Source organism: Marinomonas sp. PE14-40 (assembly GCF_051623805.1).
In the GTDB taxonomy this organism is placed as follows: Bacteria; Pseudomonadota; Gammaproteobacteria; order Pseudomonadales; family Marinomonadaceae; genus Marinomonas.
Window position 1 is genome coordinate 3,509,895 of record NZ_CP130700.1, and the last position, 18,392, is coordinate 3,528,286.

The 18,392-nt window shown below is 41.6% G+C and carries 17 protein-coding genes; 9 read left to right on the top strand and 8 right to left on the bottom strand.

Annotation, left to right across the window (positions count from 1 at the left end; all coding sequences use genetic code 11):
* Window positions 1-2: 2 nt before the first annotated feature.
* Both recG and Q0A08_RS16265 read right to left on the bottom strand, forming a co-directional pair.
* Window positions 3-2,078, bottom strand: coding sequence for an ATP-dependent DNA helicase RecG (recG, locus tag Q0A08_RS16260; protein ID WP_438462564.1), 2,076 nt, complete (start codon window positions 2,076-2,078; stop codon window positions 3-5).
* A 45-nt stretch (window positions 2,079-2,123) separates the two neighbouring features.
* Entirely contained in the window at window positions 2,124-3,029 is a 906-nt protein-coding gene (locus Q0A08_RS16265; protein ID WP_438462565.1) for a hydrogen peroxide-inducible genes activator, read from the bottom strand.
* A gap of 105 nt (window positions 3,030-3,134) precedes the next feature.
* Here Q0A08_RS16265 and Q0A08_RS16270 point away from each other — a divergent pair, with 105 nt between their 5' ends.
* Window positions 3,135-4,001: an NAD-dependent epimerase/dehydratase family protein gene (locus Q0A08_RS16270; RefSeq protein ID WP_438462566.1), complete on the top strand. Its 867-nt coding sequence runs from the start codon at window positions 3,135-3,137 to the stop codon at window positions 3,999-4,001.
* Between the two features lie 97 nt (window positions 4,002-4,098).
* On the opposite strand, the gene Q0A08_RS16275 is transcribed toward Q0A08_RS16270, so the two are convergent.
* The 4 genes from Q0A08_RS16275 to gmk all read right to left on the bottom strand — a co-directional run bounded on the left by Q0A08_RS16275 (window position 4,099) and on the right by gmk (window position 7,633).
* The gene (locus Q0A08_RS16275; protein ID WP_438462567.1) at window positions 4,099-4,485 is read right to left on the bottom strand and encodes a RidA family protein; all 387 of its coding nucleotides are present in this window, start codon (window positions 4,483-4,485) and stop codon (window positions 4,099-4,101) included.
* 84 nt (window positions 4,486-4,569) lie between these two features.
* Complete coding sequence (locus Q0A08_RS16280; protein ID WP_438462568.1) at window positions 4,570-6,681, bottom strand: RelA/SpoT family protein; 2,112 nt, start codon at window positions 6,679-6,681, stop codon at window positions 4,570-4,572.
* 50 nt (window positions 6,682-6,731) lie between these two features.
* Window positions 6,732-6,956, bottom strand: a complete 225-nt coding sequence (gene rpoZ / locus Q0A08_RS16285; protein WP_438462569.1) for a DNA-directed RNA polymerase subunit omega — start codon at window positions 6,954-6,956, stop codon at window positions 6,732-6,734.
* A 53-nt stretch (window positions 6,957-7,009) separates the two neighbouring features.
* Entirely contained in the window at window positions 7,010-7,633 is a 624-nt protein-coding gene (gene gmk, locus Q0A08_RS16290; protein ID WP_438462570.1) for a guanylate kinase, read from the bottom strand.
* Between the two features lie 471 nt (window positions 7,634-8,104).
* On the opposite strand from gmk, the gene Q0A08_RS16295 reads away from it, so the two are divergent.
* Both Q0A08_RS16295 and Q0A08_RS16300 read left to right on the top strand, forming a co-directional pair.
* Window positions 8,105-9,157 (top strand): DUF262 domain-containing protein, encoded by a 1,053-nt coding sequence (locus tag Q0A08_RS16295; RefSeq protein ID WP_438462571.1) that lies wholly within the window; start codon window positions 8,105-8,107, stop codon window positions 9,155-9,157.
* A 1-nt stretch (window position 9,158) separates the two neighbouring features.
* The gene (locus tag Q0A08_RS16300; protein ID WP_438462572.1) at window positions 9,159-9,884 is read left to right on the top strand and encodes an MAE_28990/MAE_18760 family HEPN-like nuclease; all 726 of its coding nucleotides are present in this window, start codon (window positions 9,159-9,161) and stop codon (window positions 9,882-9,884) included.
* 17 nt (window positions 9,885-9,901) lie between these two features.
* On the opposite strand, the gene Q0A08_RS16305 is transcribed toward Q0A08_RS16300, so the two are convergent.
* Complete coding sequence (locus Q0A08_RS16305; protein ID WP_438462573.1) at window positions 9,902-10,945, bottom strand: DNA cytosine methyltransferase; 1,044 nt, start codon at window positions 10,943-10,945, stop codon at window positions 9,902-9,904.
* A 337-nt stretch (window positions 10,946-11,282) separates the two neighbouring features.
* On the opposite strand from Q0A08_RS16305, the gene Q0A08_RS16310 reads away from it, so the two are divergent.
* The 5 genes from Q0A08_RS16310 to Q0A08_RS16330 all read left to right on the top strand — a co-directional run bounded on the left by Q0A08_RS16310 (window position 11,283) and on the right by Q0A08_RS16330 (window position 17,463).
* Window positions 11,283-12,431 carry a Fic family protein gene (locus Q0A08_RS16310; protein ID WP_438462574.1) on the top strand — a complete coding sequence of 383 codons (1,149 nt, stop codon included), beginning with the start codon at window positions 11,283-11,285 and terminating at the stop codon, window positions 12,429-12,431.
* A 408-nt stretch (window positions 12,432-12,839) separates the two neighbouring features.
* A complete protein-coding gene (locus Q0A08_RS16315; RefSeq protein ID WP_438462575.1) occupies window positions 12,840-14,378 on the top strand; it encodes a diguanylate cyclase in 1,539 nt (512 codons plus the stop codon).
* Window positions 14,379-14,670: 292 nt separating this feature from the next.
* Window positions 14,671-15,189, top strand: coding sequence for a MaoC family dehydratase (locus Q0A08_RS16320; RefSeq protein WP_438462576.1), 519 nt, complete (start codon window positions 14,671-14,673; stop codon window positions 15,187-15,189).
* Between the two features lie 2 nt (window positions 15,190-15,191).
* Entirely contained in the window at window positions 15,192-16,106 is a 915-nt protein-coding gene (locus Q0A08_RS16325) for an ornithine cyclodeaminase family protein (RefSeq protein WP_438462577.1), read from the top strand.
* Between the two features lie 31 nt (window positions 16,107-16,137).
* Window positions 16,138-17,463, top strand: a complete 1,326-nt coding sequence (locus tag Q0A08_RS16330; RefSeq protein ID WP_438462578.1) for a hypothetical protein — start codon at window positions 16,138-16,140, stop codon at window positions 17,461-17,463.
* A 24-nt stretch (window positions 17,464-17,487) separates the two neighbouring features.
* On the opposite strand, the gene Q0A08_RS16335 is transcribed toward Q0A08_RS16330, so the two are convergent.
* Window positions 17,488-17,658: a helix-turn-helix domain-containing protein gene (locus tag Q0A08_RS16335; protein WP_438467655.1), complete on the bottom strand. Its 171-nt coding sequence runs from the start codon at window positions 17,656-17,658 to the stop codon at window positions 17,488-17,490.
* A 158-nt stretch (window positions 17,659-17,816) separates the two neighbouring features.
* Here Q0A08_RS16335 and Q0A08_RS16340 point away from each other — a divergent pair, with 158 nt between their 5' ends.
* Window positions 17,817-18,392: a hypothetical protein gene (locus tag Q0A08_RS16340; protein ID WP_438462579.1), complete on the top strand. Its 576-nt coding sequence runs from the start codon at window positions 17,817-17,819 to the stop codon at window positions 18,390-18,392.

Consider the following 18,392-nt stretch of genomic DNA (forward strand, 5'->3'; position numbering starts at 1 on the left):
CCTTAAACATTTAGATAATGCTCAATATTCGGCAGCCACCTCTGTAACAGGGGCGAAATGGCTTCCGGGTGATTGTGGTATAAACGCTGTGCTGTAGCTTGAACCTGATCAAGTAAGCCTTTATCTCTTTGCAAATCGGCGACCTTAAACTCCATCAAACCGGTTTGCCTAGAGCCAAGCAACTCACCTGGTCCTCTCAACTCTAAGTCTTTTTCCGCAATCTTAAAGCCGTCAGACGTTTCTCTCATAGTTGAAAGTCGCGCTTTGCCTTGCTGCCCTAATGGGGTTTTATATAGCAACACACAATGACTTGCAGCAGAACCTCGTCCAACACGACCACGTAGCTGATGTAACTGAGCCAAACCAAGGCGTTCTGGGTTTTCGATGACCATTAAACTGGCATTTGGCACATCAACTCCAACTTCAATCACAGTTGTTGCCACTAAAAGCTGTAATTCACCTGCTTTAAAGCGATTCATTATGTCCGCTTTCTCTTGCGCCTTTAAACGGCCATGAACCAAACCAATGGACAAACCTTGTAGTTGCTCGCTGAGCATGGTGGCAGTATCTTCGGCGGCTTGGCATTGTAAAGCATCGGATTCTTCAATCAGAGTACAGACCCAATAAGCCTGTTGACCGTCCTGACAAGCGGCTTGAACACGTGAAATAACCTCATCACGCCTTTGATCCGAAACAACAATCGTCGTGACAGGTGTTCGTCCAGGAGGAAGCTCATCAATAATCGAGCAATCAAGGTCTGCATAGGCCGACATAGCTAAAGTACGAGGAATCGGTGTCGCCGTCATGATGAGTTGATGAGGCTGTAACTGGCCATTCATGCCTTTTTCTCTAAGTGCCATCCTTTGATGCACACCAAACCTGTGCTGTTCATCAATAATAGCCAGAGACAAATTATGAAACGCAACACTGTCTTGAAAGAGTGCATGGGTACCGACCACTATTTTGGCCTCACCAGAGGCAATTTTAGCTAACTCTTGCTCTCTTTGTTTACCTTTTAGCTTACCTACCATCCAAGCGACTTCTATACCTAATGGCTCAAACCATTGGCTGAAATTAACCAGATGCTGTTCGGCTAAAATCTCGGTTGGCGCCATAATCGCGACTTGTAAATCTTGGGCGACGAAGACCGCCGCTGTCATCGCGGCCACTAAGGTTTTACCAGAGCCTACATCACCTTGAATCAGACGTAACATAGGGTGACCTTTTTTAAGATCGTCTAGTATTTCTCCAACCACACGTTTTTGTGCGTTAGTAGGAGAAAAAGGTAAACTTTTTAATAGCTTATCTAAAATTTCGCCGGGCTCATTTAAGCTGATTGAAAGGTCTTCTTTGGCTTTAAACTTCTTGCCAATTAAACTTAATTGATGGGCGAGTAACTCTTCAAAAGATAAACGATATTGAGCCGGATGAGATCCTGCTTTTAGCTCTTCAATATTGGCATCGGTAGGTGGTTGGTGCAGGTATCGTACGGCATCATAAAGAGCAGGTAGCTGAAACTCCTGACGAATTTGCTCTGGCAGCCACTCTTGTAAATTATAAGGTGATAAATGCTCAAGAGCTTGCTCGCACAAGAGTCGAATCTTGTTTTGCGTTATGCCCTCAGTTAAAGGGTAAATAGGTGTGAGTCTGTCATCTTCAGCTTGCCAGTCATCACTTACAAGTTGATATTCGGGGTGGAACATTTCCAATCCCGTGCTGCCTCGTCTTACTTCACCAAAGCAGCGTATCGCTTTACCGGCTTCAAACTGTTTTTTCTGACTGGCGTTAAAATGGAAAAAGCGCAGGCATAGTGAACCAGAATCATCACGAATACGGCATACCAGACTACGACGCTTCCCCATTTGCACTTCACAACTGGCAACCTTGCCTTCTACCACTATCTCGTCACCAAACTTGAGTTGGCCAATAGGGAGCACACGGGTTCTATCTTGATAGCGAATCGGCAGGTGGAAAATTAAATCCTGCAGAGTTTCGATATGCAGCTTTTGCAACTTTTCAGCGAGTGCCGCGCCGACACCTTTAAGCTCAGTAACTGCAACACATTCAAGCGAATCCATATGGCTCCTTATAAAGCGAGTTCAAACGATCAAAGATAGGTCGAATTAGACCGGGAAATGCTGATAAGCATCACGAATCGACTGACTTAGTGCATCAATTGCCTGTGGGCGAGGAAAGCTCGCGCGCCAAGCCAAGGCGACCGTTCGTTTTGGTGCAGGATGAGCAAAAGGGCGCACTTCTAAAAGGTCTGAATTGATATTAGTCGCCGCAGATTTAGGTAATACAGTAACGCCTAAACCAGAAGACACCATATAACGAATGGTTTCTAGTGAGCTGCCATTGACTATGGTTCTGGCGGTATCATAATCGGCTTCATTAAGAATAGGGCAGGCTTCTGTGACTTGGTCACTAAAGCAGTGGCCTTTGCCTAAGATCAAAAGGTTGTCAGTACTGAGTTGTGAGGTCTCAATATGGCTCAGCTTGGTCCAACTATGGTTTTTTGGCATGAGCACCACAAACTCTTCCTCGTAGATAGGTTGAGTCACTACATCTGGTTCTCTAAAAGGGAGCGCGACTATAATGGCATCTAACTCACCGTTTCTTAGCTTAGGCCTTAGGTTCTCAGTTAAATTCTCCTCAATAATCAAAGGCATACCTTGAGTATGCTGATGTAAGAAAGGAATCATATGAGGAAATAAATAAGGCGCGATAGTATAAATTGCACCCACTTTAATTGGACCTTTTAGCTGGTTTTGTCCAGTAGAAGCCAACTCTTTGATGACATTCGCCTGCTCCATTACTCGTTCTGCTTGATCCACAATTTGTTGGCCAAGAGGCGTTATATAAACCGCACTTTTAGAGCGCTCAAAAATGGCTGCACCGAGTTCTTCTTCGAGCTTTTTTACAGCCACACTTAAGGTAGGCTGTGAAACATGACAAGCATCCGCTGCACGGCCAAAATGTTGTTCTTTGGCTAGCATCACAATGTATTTAAGTTCGGTAAGCGTCATAGAGTAAGCCTATAAAATAGAATCGATTGTTAATAACTATGATAAAGTAATTTTTGATAAAGTATAATATTAAGATTCGTTATTTCGCGTAAGGACGCTTCATTTATGTCAAGCATACTCATAGCAGGTTGTGGTGATCTAGGCAGTGGCCTTGCCACAAAATTGGTCGAACAAGGGCATGACGTGCACGCAATTCGACGCTCTACCAATGAATTCCCGACAGGAGTTAAAGGTATTTTGGGTGATATATGTGAATTGCCTGAAGCAGCCTTTCCAAAAGTGGATCTTGTCTACCTTATTATGACCCCGCAAGGGCGTAATCAGAGAGCGTATGAAGCGGCTTATTTGGCAACTAGCCAAAGATTGTCACAGGTTTACCAAAAGCTTGCGACGCAAGATGGCCCGCATATCTTTTTTATCTCAAGTACCAGTGTCTATGGCAGCGAACAAGACGGCTGCTTAGAGTTGGATGAAACAACGCAAGCTCTGCCCAGTTCAGTCACAGGCAAGGTATTACATCAAGCTGAAAACGTTTGGTTAGAGGGGCAACTAGATCACACAGTGGTACGCTTCTCGGGTATTTATGGACCGGGACGAAACAGAACACTAGATAAAATCGCCCAAGGCCAAGGGTTTAGCGCAGCAAATCAATGGACTAACCGTATTCATAGGGATGACTGTGTCGCCAGCTTATTCTTTCTAGGCCAAGTTAAACTAGCAGGGAGTAAACTCGCCTCTATTTATATTGGCACAGACCAAGCACCAGTAAGTCAGTGGGAGCTAGTGAATTGGATTGCTGCTCATATGGAGACTGAACAAGAAATAAGCTCAGAGTTAAGCCTGAATGACATGATACCGGCTAAAGGCAAACAACTAAGCTCCAATGCATTGCAAAGCTTAGGTTATCAGTTTATCTACCCAAGTTATGTGCAAGGTTATCAAGCTTTACTGAAAGACTATTTAAGTAAGTAAATTTGAACAAGCAGCTTGTTCAATAGGTTGGCCGACAAGCAATAAAAAAGCCGATGCTGTCTCAACATCGGCTTTTTTAGATCTGAGGAAAAGAAGATTAATCTTCTAGTACCATCACACCTTCAATCTCAACTTTTACATTTTTTGGCAATGCACGCACACCAACCGCAGCACGTGCAGGGTAAGGAATGCTAAAGAACTGCATCATCACTTCGTTTACTGCATTGAAGTTACCTAGGTCTGGCATGAAGATGTTTAACTTTACGATATCTTTTAGAGAGCCACCGGCTGCTTCGCATACAGCTTGAAGGTTTTTAAATACCTGAGTGGTTTGCTCAGATACGTCTTCACTAATGATTTCCATTGTTTCTGGCACAAGTGGAATTTGACCAGAAAGGTAAACCGTATTACCTGCACGTACCGCTTGAGAGTAAGGGCCGATTGCTTGTGGCGCTTTGTCGGTATGAATCACTTGCTTGGACATCTCTATTTCCTCATTATGTTATGGCCTTCAAGAGGCTTTTTTTATAATCAACTGCAGACTTAAAAGTTAGCGAGAGGCATCTCGCTAACGTGAAACTATGGTCTCGCGGGTCACTTTTTCAACACAGCGTACCGCTTTAATACGGCGCATCACATCGGCTAATCCTACGCGACTTGAAATAGTAATGCTTAAGCGTAAACGACTGATTCTGCCTCTTTCAATGATATCCAAGTTAGAAACTTGGTAATCCGTATCACTGATCGAGCTGGCTATTTTAGCAACCGCGCCACGCTCATTCACATAACTGACAATCAAGCTAATATTGAGATCTTCTTCTATCTCTTTACCCCAAGCCATATGAATATAGCGCTCAGGTTGAGTTAAGTGATCCTGAATATTAGGACAGCCTTGGTGGTGAATAATAATGCCCTTTTCAACCTGAACAAATCCGATAATCGGATCACCAGGAATCGGCGAACAGCACTTAGCATAAGATAACAACATGCCTTCAGAGCCATTCACTTTGAAAGACTTAGGAGAAATTAATTCTTCTTCGTTGAAGTGTGGGAACAACTGGCGAGATACCAAATAGCCCACATGACGGCCTTTACCAACAGACTCTAAAAGATCGTCCATAGAATCAAGTTGATAATGAGCTAATACTTGATCTATTTGTTCTTGGGCGAGATGTTCTATGTTGGTTTTAAATGTATTCAGAGAGCGGTTAAGAAGGCGGGTACCAATGGAAATGGCGTTTTCACGTTGCTTGTCTTTAAGATAATGACGGATATTTGCACGTGCTTTACCGGTAATCGCAAAACTTAGCCAAGCCACATTCGGTTGGGCTTTTTTCGCAGTGATAATCTCAACCGTCTGGCCACTTTCTAACTGAGTGCTTAATGGGGATAAGCGTCGGTTAATACGACAGGAAATACAGGTATTACCGATTTCAGTATGAACGCCATACGCAAAATCGACCGGTGTCGCGCCTGTTGGCAATTCGATAATTTCACCATCAGGCGTGAAAACATACACTTCATCTGGGAAAAGATCATTCTTAACGTTATCGACAAACTCGATAGCATTACCGGCTTTTTGCTGGATTTCTAAAAGGCTCTTAACCCACTTTGTCGCTCTATCATGGCTATTGCTAGCGCCGACACTAGTAGACTTATATGCCCAGTGGGCAGCAATGCCATTATCAGCTACCGTATTCATTTCTTGGGTACGAATCTGCACTTCCATCGGTAAGCCATTTGTGCCCACAACCGTGGTATGCAAAGACTGATAACCATTGGACTTAGGCACAGCGATATAGTCTTTAAAACGACCTTCAACTGGCTTAAACAAAGAGTGGATAACACCGAGAATACGGTAACAAGAATCATGTTTGTCAGTGACAATACGCACACCAACCACATCCATAATTTCGCCTAGAGAACGGCGCTTCTTCTGCATCTTCTGATAAATGCTATAGATGTGTTTTTCGCGAATACTAATATCAGATTCAATATAATCTGCTGCTAGTTCAGCCTTTAAATAATCGCCTAACTTTTCAGTATCCTTAATGCGTTGGCCGTACTTCTTATTAATAGCACGGTTAAGCATGCGAGCACGCATAGGATAATAAGCCTGAAAGGCGAGGGATTCTAAATCGATACGAACATTATACATACCTAAGCGATTGGCTATCGGCGCATAAATGTCTAAGGTTTCGCGAGCAATACGACGCTTTTTATGGGCTGGCATAGAATCCAGCGTGCGCATATTGTGTAATCGGTCGGCTAACTTCACCAAGATGACACGAATATCATCTGCCATGGCCATCGCCATTTTTTGGAAGTTATGGGCCTGTTTCTCAAGCTGATTATTAAACTCGAGATGGGTAAGTTTACTTACCCCATCAACCAGCGCCGCAACCCCTTCACCAAATTGTTCTGTTAAGGCTTCACGGCTAATGCCGGTATCTTCAATAACGTCATGTAACAGGGCGGCGACTAGGCCATCACAGTCCATGCGGAACTCAGCTAAAATTTGCGCAACAGCTAAAGGGTGAATCACATAAGGTTCACCACTTTTACGACGTTGACCATCGTGAGCTTGTTCGGCGTAATAATAAGCGCGTTTGATGTCAGCGACTTGCTCATATGGCAAGTACTGGATCAGGGTAGAGGCTAAATCTTCTATGGTATACATCGCTCACCTCAACAGTGAGCTAGATATGTTGAAACGAGCGATACCATAAATTAAAACTCGTGAATCGGTTGGTCTTGCTGATCAACATTACCTGCGTTGATAACGTCTTCAGCGATTTCACGTAATGCAACAACAGTAAATTTGTCATCTTCGATAGCAACTTTTGGGTCTTTACCACCTGTTGCTAGCTGGCGAGCACGTTTTGCTGCAACCATAACCAACTGAAAGCGGTTATCAACATTTTCTAAACAATCTTCTACAGTAACTCGAGCCATCTTGATCTCTACCTATTTAATTCATGAATGTTCTAATTCTACTTAACCGCTTCTCACAAAGACAAGAGATCATTGATAAGATCTGCATGTTTTTGTGCAATAAGCTGTCTTCTATTGCGCATAGCTGTAAAAATGGCCTGCATTTCCATGAGAGCCTGATCTAAATCGTCATTTATGACAACATAATCGTACTCATCATAATGAGACATTTCGCTAACCGCTTTAGACATACGACGCTCAATGACCTCGTTTGAATCCGTACCACGACCACGCAAACGTTCATCTAACGCTTTTGTCGATGGTGGTAAGATAAAAATACTCAAAGCATCAGGGTAAAGTTCACGTACTTGACGCGCCCCTTGCCAATCGATTTCCAAAATAACATCTAGACCCTGATCAAGCATATCTGCGATTGCTTTTTTCGAGGTGCCATAATAGTTATCAAATACTTGTGCATGCTCAACAAAGGCATCTTCAGCAATCATATCTAAGAAGTCATCAGCATCAATAAAGAAGTATTCTCTGCCGTCTTCTTCGCCTGTGCGCGCAGCACGGGTGGTGTGAGAAACAGAAATACGTACCTGCTCATCTTGAGCCAGTAATGCTTTATATAAGGTTGATTTTCCAGCGCCAGAAGGGGCTGAAAGAATGAAAAGATTTCCGCGAGATTGATTCATTCGGGTCTCTGATAAAGATCTAATAGTGGAAAAATAAGAGTATAACAACGCGAAGCGCGAAGCCCGATCAGAAATCGGACAGGGATTGTACCATATTTCTTTTTATTGGGGTTAAAACGCCTGAGTTTGCCGAGACATTGTTAAAGCTTTTACTCAATATGCTCATTTATCACGATAAACTCCGCTATTTCGTAAAATCTTTGCCTCGTCTCAACTTCACTCAGTTCGTTTTTAATGAGGCTCTAACCTTTTAAATTACTGACAGCTTTTGTATGCATGGGCCGCGTTTTTTTGTATGGTGCTATGGAGATAGAGAAGGATTTTGAACATATCAAATTAAAAGTTGTATGAGTGATGTTGGTCAAACAAAAAATCCTCTAAATAATGTTTTATAACTTGGTTGAACTAGAGGTTTTTGAGCACTCTATTTCGCAGTAAATATATTTGAAAATGGATCCATTGGATATAGATATGACGCAAGAAGAGCAACAACAACAGGCTGAACTTCAGTTACAAGAATTCAGCAAGAAGATCGATTTTTATACATCAGAATATACCATAGAGATATTAGCCCAAAAAGTAGCTAATCAGGACTTTGCTGTCCCTGATTACCAGCGTGAATTTACTTGGGAACCGAAACGGAAATGCCGCTTTATTGAGTCTTTATTGATGGGGCTTCCTATCCCATTTGTATTCCTTTGGATGAATGATCAGACGGGGCAACTGGAAATTGTTGACGGATCACAACGTTTACGGACCCTTGAAGAATATATGAACAGTCGATTACGGTTAGATGGGTTAGATCGTTTGAATTTTCTTAATGGAACTAAATTTGAGGATTTGATTTTATCTCGGCAACGCAAACTCCAAAACCAATCGATCCGAGCTGTAGTATTGTCTGATAAAACAGATCTGGAATCCCGTATAGACCTATTTGAGCGGATCAACACTGGTAGTAAGGTTGCAAATCCAGCAGAAGTTCGTCGTGGTGCTCTGCGCGGTCCCTTTATGGAATTCATTATTGATATCGCAAAAGACGAGCAATTTACCCGTCTTGCAAATGTAACCACTAGCCAGAAAGCGACTAGGGAGCGAGAGGAGTTAGCATTGCGCTTTTTTGCCTACACAGATGGGCTTGATGAGTACAAGGATAAAGTAAAAGAGTTTTTGTTTATCTACACACGTAATATGAATAGTGCTTTTGAGGCAAACCCAAAATTAGCTGACTTATATCGTAAACGATTAGTCAAGGTTCTGAACTTTGTTGAAAAGTTTTTTCCTCTGGGGTTTAGGAAATCTGCAGGTGCAAAGACTACACCTCGAGCTCGGTTTGAATCTATCTCAATTGGTTCATACAAAGCCTTGCTGGTCAAACCTGACCTTACAATCACTCAACAGCAAGCTGAGTCTATCGTTAATAGCAAAGATTTCTTGAAGAAAGTTACCTCCGATGGAGCTAACGTCAAAAGTAAATTAGTTGGCAGAATTGATGTCATGAAAGATGCATTGTTAGAGGTTTTTTAGTTTGCAATTAGTCAAAGACACCTATAACGAACGGGTAAGTGACATTGAAGCGCACTTTGAGCTCATTAGAAACATCAGCGATGCAATTGGAAGCGGAGGTGCTAAATTTTTAGTAAATGACAATTATTACGCTGTTACTATTCAGCAGCAAAAAATTCTATTTTCCAGTACATACTTACAACTATATAACTTAGTTGAATCGACGGTAAATCAATTACTGAGTGCTATTGGGCGGCATAGTGAAAGGGGGATTAGCGATGATCTTACTAAGCTTTCAGATAAGATACGTGATTTGTACCTAAAACACATGATTCCTCCAGAAGATAACCTTACACCTGAAAAACGTCTTGAGCGGGCGCTGAAATTGTTAGATCAAGCTGTTGGTCGCGAACCAGTTAAAATTACTATCCCACGTGGTGGAGGTGGTAATTGGGATATGGTTGCAATTAGTAAGTTGAATAATCGCGTCGGGGTGGAGTTGATACTACCTCGTACGGTTGAAGAAAAATTACGGCGACCCTTTCGTAATGAGCAAGGGCCATTGCGTTATATCAAAGAAGTACGTAATAGCCTAGGCCATGGCAGTGTCTCATTTGCAGAGTGCGGTAAAGGACATGCATATAGTGAATTTCGCATTCTAATTGATATTGTGAAAGACTATCTAAGTCATTTGATGAATGCGTATGAAAATTATATCAATAATGAGCATTACCTTTCCCATGTTTAGATGTATTTTTCGTTACTCTAAGCCAGAGCTTCTTTTATGCTCAGGCCTACCATTTCACCTAGTCGTACTGGTACTGCGTTCCCAATCATTTTCGCTAGTGCACCTATAGATAGTTTCTCTTCTCTAGGGGAAAATTGGTAGCTTTTTGGAAACGACTGCAACAGAGCTGCTTCGCGTAGGCTTATGGCGCGATCTTGTTCAGGGTGTCCAAAGCGTCCATTACCATAACCATTACATTGTGTTGTGATAGTTGGGGAGGGCTTGTCCCATGACATCCTTCCATAAACGCTTGGAAATGTCTTTCCGCTGTCTTTTCGATGGCAAGATGCGCGTAGGTCTTCCGGCCAATCCAACCAAGTGCCCCCTGGTACAGATGCTTGAATTCGTTTCAGGTTTATAGGGCTTAATGTAGAGGCTTGATGTAAAGGGTCGTCAGCGAGTGTTTGCCCTGCTAGTAAAGGCGGTAAATCTGCAATCACATCGGCTACCGTAACGTATTGTACAGGAGTATGTGAAGGTTCTGGGAGTTGAATATTTTTTTCCCGTGAGGCTAGTAACATCAATCGTTTTCGAGTTTGTGCCATACCGTAGGCAGGGCAGAAAACTATTTGGTAGTCATATTGGTAACCAGCATTCGTTAATTGTTGGAGGAAATCATTGAATACGGGTTGGCTTACTAGACCAGGCACGTTCTCCATGGTTACAAAGTCAGGACATACTTCTGAGACTAATCGACCAAAACTATTTAGTAGCCCCCAGCGCTTGTCTTTTTGTCTAGCAGAATTAGTGGATCTAGAGTACGTCGAAAAGGGTTGGCAAGGAGCACACCCTGCGAGTAATGTGAAATCTCCTCCATGTAAGTGCGCCTTAATCTCGTCTTTTTGTAGCTTGGTAACATCCTGATTAATAAATTTAGCTTGGTTGTTGTGTTCGTAAGCGAATCTGCAAGACTCTTCGACATCATATCCTGCTACAACATTAATGCCAGCTTTCTCTAATCCATGGGTTAACCCACCAGCTCCACAGAACAGATCCACAGCATTTATTATCGGGCGCTTCAACTCAATATCTCCTAAAAAATGACGATTTTAATTTTTAATAGCAATATAGCTATCATCGCATAAATATTATTTCACATCGATGCTTTTAGTTCGCTTTATTTTCACAAAGGCTGTGATTATTGATGGTGAATTTAATTGGTAATATCTGTCTTAAAAACTCAGGCTTATTTTACAGTGTCTGAGGTATATTCTTCTATAATTTTAGAATTAGCGTTTAGGTTGATGTTTTTAAATGCTATTTTTCGATTTTAAATGAGATATTAGTAACAATCGAACATCTATTCGCCTTATATGGTGAGTAGAATAGGTTTGTTTTTCGACTCATTTGAGGTGTGGTATGTGGATTTGGCAAGAAGCGGATTGGCCTAATTTTACTTGGCAATCTGATGTGCTCGCGCCTTTGCTGCGTGAGGTGCATTTTAATCAAGGCTTGTTGTTGGGTCGTATGAGCCATCAATCAAAAGATGAAGCGCTGAATACCACTTTAGATACCTTGCTTGCCAATATTATTCATTCCAGTGCGATAGAAGGGGAGAAGCTGAATGCCTTTTCTGTGCGTTCATCCCTTGCTAATAAACTCGGTGTTTCTGAGAGTGAGCCTTATGCTCGATCTGAACAATCGGATTGTTTGGCTGACTTGATGTTAGATGCTCTGCCTTCCTCTGCTGAGTCCCTTAGAACCCCACTAAGTTTACCCCGTATTTTACATTGGCATAGGTTGTTGTTTTCTGGTGATGCTAGTCAAAGTTACATAAGAAATGACATTTCTTTCGATAAGTTAAGTGGCGAGCTGCGTGGTGAATCTCCTATGCAGGTCATTTCCTATAAACAAAGGGGTCGAATTGATCGTCCAACGCTGCACTTTGAAGCGCCAGGAAGAGAAAGGTTAGAGGCCGATCTTACATTCTTTATAGATTGGTTTAATCAGTCTTTATTAGATGAATCTCTAGACCCTGTATTACGGGCGGGTATTACTCACCTTTGGTTTGTTACCTTGCATCCTATGGATGATGGCAATGGGCGCTTAACACGTCTGTTAACAGATCTTGCACTAGCCCAAGGGGAAAGCCAATCCATTCGTCTTTATGCTATGTCAGTGAGTATTCTGGAAAATCGTCAATCTTATTATGACGTGCTTGAAAGCGTTCAAAAGGGTCAGCTTGATATCACAAGTTGGTTAGTTTGGTTTTTACAAACCTTGAATCAAAGCTTGCTTAACACCCTAGCAGATATAGAACAGACACTTGCTAAAACCCGATATTGGCAAGGCTTTGATCAAACTCAATTAAGCAGTGAGCAAAGTAAAGTACTGAATAGGCTATTAGATGGTGACTTTGAGTTGGGTATTAATAGTAGTCAATATCAGAAGGTCGCTAAGGTAAGCCGCGCCACGGCAACTCGACATTTGGCACATTTAATTGAGTTAGGTTGTTTGGTGAAAACGGGCGCGGGCGGACGTAGTACGCGATACAAGTTAAACCTATAATCTAATCGCCTCATTTAGTGAGGCGATTAGATTGTTTATTCGCCTCATGATGTGAATCAAACAGAGTGCTACTCTTTATTTAAAAGCTAAGATGATGAACTTTTAAACACTTTTATTTTATGTAAAATAAATGAAGTAAACTCAATAAAGTCAGCTACTTGACTGAGTGTAAAATTAGAGATAAAAATATCTTATCTTTGCTGGAAAAGTGGTAGTTTTTTGTCAGGAAATTACTTTGAGTAATCATAAATATACATGATGTAACACTTAGCCCCGGATGTCCTCTCTCCCTTAACAATTCACCATATAAAAAATCAGCCCTGATCAAATAATATACATGTAAAATCGGCCCCTTAATTCGTAGCTCATTGATCTCTTCTTTTTTACAGAGTCAAACATGGGTGATTGGTGACAATAAGGGAGTTTAGAATTAAAAATCAAAAGAAAGCCCTGTTCATTGGCTTTACCTTAATTATTTTGATGATTGTCGTTTTGGGCATAGTGTCTAAAGTGCTGCTGACTCGTATGGCAAATACGATGAACCAGTTCTATGAGCATCCTTATATCGTCTCGAACACCACTCAAAGAATTAAGCTAAATCTTGTGTCTATGCAAGGTGATATGAAAGATGTTGTTGCCGCAAATACGATACAAGATTTGAACCTCGCAATAGAGCATATTCAGCAGCATGAAGAAAAAGTGCTAAAGGACTTCGACCTTTTATCCGATCGCTTTTTAGGTGAGAAACACGCTATTAATGCCTGTTATCGTCTGGTTATCCAGTGGCAGGCGATTCGGGCTGAAATCATTGCGCTGATAAGGCAAGGAGAGCATGCCCAAGCTATGGTGCTCACCAAGGGTAAAGAAACGGTGTTGCTTGAACAGTTGATGATGAATGTTCAAACGGTGAGTGATTTTGCTAATCATAAGGCTAAAAGCTTTCAGCAAGAGTTTGAAGTCGCAAAGTTAGAAGCGCTTTGGATTAATTACAGCTTTACTATTTTTTCTATTATTTTCATCCTTTTACTGGCGACTCGCACGATTAGAAGAGCCATGTTGTCTGAAAAAGAGCAAAGTGAGAAAGAACATTTAATCGATCAAAATATCTTGCTAGCTGATTTGGACCAAGAAGGTGTGGTACTCAATGCGAGTAATGCTTTATGCCGTTTTTTAGGTAAACATAAATCTGAGATTATTGGTCAAAAAAGCTATTTCTTTGATAACTCCAAACGCTCAAGTAAGGTAAATGCTGCGATTTTATCTGTGCTAAAAACCGGTGCTGAATGGCGTGGCGAAGTGCATTATATTAATGGTGAGGGCAAGTCTTGTTGGGCTCAATCAACCATAGCACCAAGCTTTGATAAGCATTATCAAATCACGAGTTTTACCAATACCCTGATCAGTATTACGAATAAAAAGTTAGCTATCATTGATGAATTAACTAGCTTGTATAATCGCCGTGGCTTTGATGCCATTTTAAGTCGCGAATACCATAATGCTCAACGTGATTCCTCTTTCCTCAATTTGGCGATTCTCGATATCGATTACTTCAAAAAATTCAACGACCTTTATGGCCACCCTGTCGGTGATGAAGCGCTGAGAAAAGTGTCGAGTGTGTTTAGTAGTACAGTCGACGATTCTTGTTATGCTTTTAGAATTGGCGGAGAAGAATTTGCGATTGTGTTTGTTGATCAGAGTGTTGAAACCAGCAAGCAAAAACTCTTATGGATTAAAGAGCAGGTGCAGTCGCTGGAAATCCCGCATAAGGAAAATCTTGTCAGTGATTTCTTAACCATTTCGATTGGCATGTTTAGCCTATCGCCTACAAGCAAAGTAGAAGAGGGACGTTTATACAGCATTGCCGATAAAGCCCTTTATCAAGCCAAACTTAAACGTAATGCTTTAGTCGTTACCACTAAGGCACCAGAAAACATGAGTGTGAGTTAAAACAAAAAGACAGCGCTTTCTTTTTAGGTGGTTTCACCCTACATGAGGAGGTGCTGGTTTTAATTATGTGCTTTCTTGGCTTCCTTATCTCTATTCGTCGTTATCAATTATTTTTTGCCTTATGCCTGTCTTTTAATTAACACGTAATATTCAGTAATTGCTGCAAGCTGTTTTTATGGCATAAATGACTATGCTTTATCTGTTCATTCTCATCACTAAAATGGCTAATTATATTAAGAGCATAGGGGAATTGTGCCTAATTAGTCTTTGCTAACTAATAAGGATATTTAGCATGGGACAAGCGCAAATAAGCGATATCACGGCGGATAAAGAGAAGCATTATTGGGAAAGTCATGACTTGTATTTTGAGGACTTTGTCCCAGGCCATATTTTCCAACATAACCAAGGTCGCAAAGTGACCGAATTAGATACTATCTGGCACTCTGCCCTTAACATGCAACAAACCTTTCAACCACAAGCAAACGCAAGACTAAAACAGGATATTGAAAGTGGTCGAACTTTGGTTTCTAGCCTAGTGATCTTTTCTATTGTGAATGAACTAAGTCTCGCCAGTACCGTTAATCCTGCTGTTGAGAATTTGGGCTGGAAAAATGTCTCTTTGCCTCATCCTGTTTATGTGGGAGACACCTTGTATGCTGAATCTAAGATTTTGGCAAAATCCTCTTCAGAGACTGATGAAAATCAAGGGTTGGTGAAAGTTGAGACGAAAGGTGTTAACCAGAAAGGGGCTGTGTGTTTATTGGTAGAAAGAAGCTTTTTGATTCCTTGTCGTAGTCAATGTGAGGGTTAGGTGTGAAGTACTTGAATCAAGCCAATATTCAACGTGCGCAAGTAATACCGCTTATGGTTAAGCAAATTCAAGATCTGGTTGAGAGTAAGGGCTTTAATCATATTCAAGCTCCCTTACGGAACATTATAAGGCCTGAAGGTAAGTCTGCCTCTTATGGAGCCATGATGGCCGTGAGTGAACCGATGGATTTGTTTATTTGTAAAGCGGCTAACTTTATCGAAGACAACCCTCAAAAAGGGCGAACCAGTGTGCATGCCATAGTGAATGCTTTCTCTTATGAGACGGGTTTGCCTTTAGCTGTGTTAGACGGCAATGCGATTACTAATTTAAAAAGCGCCGCGATTACGGGCTATTTTACAGATTTAGGTGCACCTGATGATGCTGACACCTTGGCGATTATTGGTTCAGGCGAGCAAGCGATGCAGCAGTTTTTGGGTGTGGCTGCGGTTCGTTCTATTAAACGAGTGCAGATCTATTCACGCTCTCCTTTAAAAGCTAGTCAGTTTACATCTCATTTGGCTGAGGCTTTCCCTCGGGTGCAGTTTGTTGTTTGCGATACGATTCAAGATGCTCAAAAAGGCGCTCAGATTCTTAGCACAGCAACCAGTTGTAAAACCTGCTTGATTGAAACCTTAGACCCAGCTTGCTGCCATATTAATTGTATGGGGGCTTTTACTTATACGGGTAGGGAAGTGTCGTTAGACATTATTAACGACTCTATTTTGCTGGTGGAAGACAGAGCCACAGCTGTGCAAGAAGCAGGGTTCGAGCATACTCAAGCTTTAGATTTACGTTCTGAGCCAGAGACCTTTAATGTCACGTTAAAATCTAAGCTCACACTTTTTAGCTCAACAGGTCATAGCAGCTTGGACCTAGTCGCCTGCTACCACATATTAAAACAATTAGGGGACTTGTAGCCCTGTTTGACACTTAAGGAATGGATGCCAAATGTTTTGTGAATTTAACCGTGAGCTGCAAGGACTGATGATAGAAAAATCAGACCAACTAAAAAAAGCTCAGATAAAGGAGAGATTAACGACCTTTAAAAATGGTTTAGCTGCGGATAGGTATGAGTTTTTCTCGACCCCATTTATCTTTTCTCAAACGGATTTTGAGAAATTATCGAATGACCTAAAACACCTTTTAGATGCGCAAACCAACATAATGAATCAAATCTATCAACAGAGAAGTAAGCAAGAAATTCTCGACTATTTTATGATTCCTAATGTGCTGCGTGCCTATATTAATTGGCAAAGGCTGTTATCTGGCGAACAAACCATTGCTCGGCTAGATCTTGTCCCTCATAAAAAAGGCTACTCAGTGTGCGGAATGAACTTGCACACAGGCGTTGGTGGTATGGCCTGTGGTGATGCCTATGATTTGATGATGGAAAGCCTCTCGCTTGAGCCTTATTACGACCATGGCAAGGTCAGCGCTTATCTCACCTTAGCCGAAGAAATTAAAACCCTGTGTCGCCAACAAAAGTATGAAAGATTGGTGATTCTTGATTGGCAAAGCCATGCGGATAAAGGCTATCCGTCCTTTGAACTCATGCAGCTAAGTTTCATTCAAGCGGGAGTAAGACTCCCTGTGATTACCCACACAGAGCAAAGTTACCCTAAAGCTTGGTTAGCGCCAGAAGAGGCGAAAAAGACTTTGGTTTATCGCGGTTTTGGGCTCAATGAAATTGACCCATATGATGAATTTTTACATGCCTTACTAAAGAGTGAAGCACGCATTTTACATGGCTTTGAAGACGAGCTAAGAAGCAACAAACGTTGGTTAGCATTAATGTGGGATGAAGCTTATCAAGCCCGTTTAACCCAAGAGCAAAGGCAAGCAATTAAGCAGTATCTTCCTTATACCTGCCTCTTATCTCAAGATACATTGCCTCATTTTATTGCCCATAAAAATGATTATCTGTTTAGAGGAAATGGCAGTGCAAGAGGCCAAGGGGTATTAGTTGGTAAGGCGTATAGTGACGCTGAACTAGAGCAAAAATTGCTTAAAATAGGGGTGGAAAATGTACTCGTGCAGGAGTTTATGGAAGCAGATAATATGCCCATACTCCATGATACAGACGAACAACCTGCTGGCCATAAATTTGTTTTAGGCCTTTATATTATGGGAGAGCGAAGCCAAGGTTTGGCTATTCGCGGTAGCAAAGTGTGTGACCGAATTAACCTAACCTCTGGTTTAGCGAAAACCGGTTGGGCCGCCATCATTAATGATCAAGAAAAAGCGCAATTAATTGAAGCAGTTAGAAGGCTTTAACGCCTTCTAACTTGAACACTTTATTTAAGCCAGATAGGTCTCTCTGTAGTGGCCAGGAGAGACTCCTTTCCAAGCGGAATACGCTCTAATAAACGAATTTACTTCGTTAAAACCCAGCAAGAAAGATATCTCACTCAAAGACATTTTAGACTTCTTCAAATAATGGTCGGCCAGTTCGCTGCGCACTGATTTCATTTCATAATTGACTACTAAATTAGCTGGCAATTAAGTATGCCAAAAAGCTATCACCTCAATGTGGCTTGCTACCGTTTTTCTCTTTTATCTCATAACCTTTTGTTAACCAGACTAACTATATTCTACCTCCTAAGTTGCACTTAACGACGGGAGATAGGATGAAATTATTCGCATCAATACTAACAGCAGGTGCTATTACAGGCTCTATTTGGGGATTAGTTCTCTTTCAACCTGTTATGGCCGAAAGCGCAAAACCAGATGAATTACAGCCAGGTGTGAGTATGACTCAGGCTCATACTCAGGTAGAGACAAAGTTGCCTAATATAGATCGACAGTACTTGAATGGTGTGACGAAAAGCATTGCGCTTGAGTCCATGTCTGCCCTGTGGGGAGAGTTTGAAGGTGAATGGGTTGAACAAAACAAGCTGCCTGAAAATCTCAATCGTATTGTGGTTTTATATCAGGATTTGAATAGCGACTTTACTCAGGCGACAGTGACAATTGGTTATGTCACACCGAAACAAACCACATCTAAAGACCTTATTGCACTTCCCGTTTTGGGTAAGGGGAATGAGGATGTTCTTGCCAGTAGAGGTCAATATAGTGTGTCCGAATTTATTGATGCTTGGGGACGAATTGATTTTAAAAAGTCAGTTGATGCATTAGTGGAAGTTCATTACTTAAGTCCGCAAGGGCAACCTGAATCCAGTCAGTTGTCTGTCTATTATAAATAA

Excerpts from the sequence above, each read along its gene's own strand:
- recG (WP_438462564.1), bottom strand. The coding sequence starts at position 2,078 with ATGGATTCGCTTGAATGTGTTGCAGTTACTGAGCTTAAAGGTGTCGGC.
- Q0A08_RS16265 (WP_438462565.1), bottom strand. The coding sequence starts at position 3,029 with ATGACGCTTACCGAACTTAAATACATTGTGATGCTAGCCAAAGAACAA.
- Q0A08_RS16270 (WP_438462566.1), top strand. The coding sequence starts at position 3,135 with ATGTCAAGCATACTCATAGCAGGTTGTGGTGATCTAGGCAGTGGCCTT.
- Q0A08_RS16275 (WP_438462567.1), bottom strand. The coding sequence starts at position 4,485 with ATGTCCAAGCAAGTGATTCATACCGACAAAGCGCCACAAGCAATCGGC.
- Q0A08_RS16280 (WP_438462568.1), bottom strand. The coding sequence starts at position 6,681 with ATGTATACCATAGAAGATTTAGCCTCTACCCTGATCCAGTACTTGCCA.
- rpoZ (WP_438462569.1), bottom strand. The coding sequence starts at position 6,956 with ATGGCTCGAGTTACTGTAGAAGATTGTTTAGAAAATGTTGATAACCGC.
- gmk (WP_438462570.1), bottom strand. The coding sequence starts at position 7,633 with ATGAATCAATCTCGCGGAAATCTTTTCATTCTTTCAGCCCCTTCTGGC.
- Q0A08_RS16295 (WP_438462571.1), top strand. The coding sequence starts at position 8,105 with ATGACGCAAGAAGAGCAACAACAACAGGCTGAACTTCAGTTACAAGAA.
- Q0A08_RS16310 (WP_438462574.1), top strand. The coding sequence starts at position 11,283 with ATGTGGATTTGGCAAGAAGCGGATTGGCCTAATTTTACTTGGCAATCT.
- Q0A08_RS16320 (WP_438462576.1), top strand. The coding sequence starts at position 14,671 with ATGGGACAAGCGCAAATAAGCGATATCACGGCGGATAAAGAGAAGCAT.
- Q0A08_RS16330 (WP_438462578.1), top strand. The coding sequence starts at position 16,138 with ATGTTTTGTGAATTTAACCGTGAGCTGCAAGGACTGATGATAGAAAAA.
- Q0A08_RS16335 (WP_438467655.1), bottom strand. The coding sequence starts at position 17,658 with ATGAAATCAGTGCGCAGCGAACTGGCCGACCATTATTTGAAGAAGTCT.
- Q0A08_RS16340 (WP_438462579.1), top strand. The coding sequence starts at position 17,817 with ATGAAATTATTCGCATCAATACTAACAGCAGGTGCTATTACAGGCTCT.